The organism is Actinobacillus ureae ATCC 25976 (genome assembly GCF_000188255.1).
GTDB classification, from domain to species: domain Bacteria; phylum Pseudomonadota; class Gammaproteobacteria; order Enterobacterales; family Pasteurellaceae; genus Actinobacillus; species Actinobacillus ureae.
On record NZ_GL831081.1, the window covers coordinates 353,532 to 355,808 of the forward strand.

Consider the following 2,277-nt stretch of genomic DNA (forward strand, 5'->3'; position numbering starts at 1 on the left):
AAAAAAATATTCGACCGAACTCTAAAGTAATTATTGATGCCTCTCGCACCTCTTACATCGCTTCAGACGTATTAGAATTGATAGAAGATTTCGCCAATATTACCGCACGAGAAAATCATATTCGTGTTTATTCAAAAGGCTTTAAATCCGATTACAATAACCAAGAAATCGACCATGCCAGCCACGTCAAAGTAGAACACGGTAGCCGAATTTAGACATTATTCTGAACCACGGAAAACACTGAATACACGGAATAAATGGAGCTTATAAAGGAAATCCCCCTCTTTAGTAAAGAGGGGGATTTCCTTTATATATTAGCAAGTTATGATATCTCAAACAGTTATGTTCAAAGACGAGTGCCATCACAAAGTGTTCTAGAGCCACAGAGTGGCTCACTCAGCCGTAGGCTGATCGTAACCACGTACGGCTGCCGTGCGTGGTACACTAAGCACCTAAATTTACTTTAGCCGCTTCAATCGCTTCACGGACACGTTCCGGATTTACCCCGCCTTTCGCACTACGTTTTTCTAAAGAAGACTCTAACGAAAGAATCGGGTAAACATCTTCATCGATCACTGAGTGGAACTGTTTAAATTCCGTCACACTTAATGCTTCTAGCGGTTCACGTTTACTGATCGCATAAACCACCGCTTCACCCACGATATGATGCGCTTCACGGAATGGAATACCTTTCGCCACTAAATAGTCCGCAAGTTCAGTTGCATTTGAATAACCTTGTTGTGCCGCTTCACGAGTACGTTCCACGTTCACATTGATATCTTCCAGCACTAACGCCCCAATCTCTAAGCAAGCCTGCCAAGTTTCCATCGCATCAAAGATGCCTTCTTTGTCTTCTTGCATATCTTTATTATATGCAAGCGGTAAGCCTTTTAAGGTGGTCAGCAAGCCTGATAATGTCCCAAACACACGTCCTGATTTACCACGAATTAGCTCGCACGCATCCGGATTTTTCTTTTGCGGCATTAATGAAGAGCCTGAAGTGACACGATCCGATAACTCTAAGAATGCCGATTCACCGCTATTGAAGAAAATAAGATCTTCAGCAAAACGTGATAAATGTACCATACTGATTGAAGTGGTTGAGAGCAGTTCCAACACGTGGTCACGATCCGAAACCGAATCCAAGCTATTACGTGTGCCAATCGCAAAACCGAGATCCTGTGCTAGTGCATCACGATCGATTGAATACGCCGTACCGGCTAATGCACCAGAGCCTAACGGGCAAGTGTGCATGCGTTTATAAGCATCGCTTAAACGGCTGAAATCACGCTCCAACATTTCGTAATACGCCATACACCAGTGCGCAAAAGTAATCGGCTGCGCACGTTGTAAATGGGTATAACCCGGCATTACTGTATTTTGATTTGCTTCAGCGGTTTCAACCAATTTGTATTGCAAGTTGCGGATACGCTCTTGTAATACGACCGCTTGTACTTTACACCACATTTTCATATCCACCGCAACTTGGTCATTACGGCTACGACCGGTGTGGAGTTTTTTACCTAAATCGCCGACTTTTTCGATCAGTTTTGATTCAACCCAGCTATGAATATCTTCCGCATCATCACGTAAAATAATCGCAATATTCGGCTCAATTTCCGCACGTAGCTCTTTTAACGCCACCACTAATTGTTGGTGTTCCTGCTCAGTTAAAATACCAACCGAAGTAATCGCTTTCGCCCAACCGATTGAGCCGTCGATATCTTGTAGTGCCAAACGATAGTCAAAACGTAACGAGTCATTGAAAAATTTAAATTTTGCATCAGCTTCTTGTTTAAAACGTCCACCCCAAAGTGCCATATTGTGTTCCTTTTCGCTTCTTTAATCTTATTAAAAGATGTCCTGTACATCTGAATAGGGATATTCTGCATAAATATGCAAAATCATTCAATAATTATTTATGGCAAGCGGTTAAATTTCCTCATTTTTTTGCCATTTGTATAATTTACACACAGAAATATATAAATGTAGGCGAGTTAGATACGTAGATCAAGCACTTTAACGACTATTTTCGAAAGCCAAAAATTGTCAATTTTTACTTAAACAGACCTTTACTAACTAATGTTTTACCGAATAAAGTCGTAACATTTTTACGTTCCAACATTAGCTGAGTGCGGTTTAAATAGGCTTGAAAGTGCGGTGTGTTACGGTGCTATTGGTAAGCTGTTTTATTCGCATAGATTTCAAAAAAGCGCCACTCATTTGATCTGACCCCAAAAAGTTAGACTGTTTAATTTAAGGACCGAGTTCTGTATT

At 41.1% G+C, this 2,277-nt stretch carries 1 protein-coding gene and 1 pseudogene; one reads left to right on the forward strand and one right to left on the reverse strand.

Features of this window, described 5'->3' with window-relative positions; translation table 11 throughout:
* Nucleotides 1–215 (forward strand): annotated as a pseudogene (locus HMPREF0027_RS09550) (SulP family inorganic anion transporter); the annotation flags it as partial.
* 229 nt (nucleotides 216–444) lie between these two features.
* Here HMPREF0027_RS09550 and argH read toward each other — a convergent pair.
* Nucleotides 445–1,821 carry an argininosuccinate lyase gene (gene argH / locus HMPREF0027_RS09555; protein WP_005624674.1) on the reverse strand — a complete coding sequence of 459 codons (1,377 nt, stop codon included), beginning with the start codon at nucleotides 1,819–1,821 and terminating at the stop codon, nucleotides 445–447.
* Between the last annotated feature and the right edge of the window lie 456 nt (nucleotides 1,822–2,277).

Bases quoted from the DNA above. Each gene is read 5' to 3' on its own strand.
- argH (WP_005624674.1), bottom strand. From the start codon at position 1,821: ATGGCACTTTGGGGTGGACGTTTTAAACAAGAAGCTGATGCAAAATTT.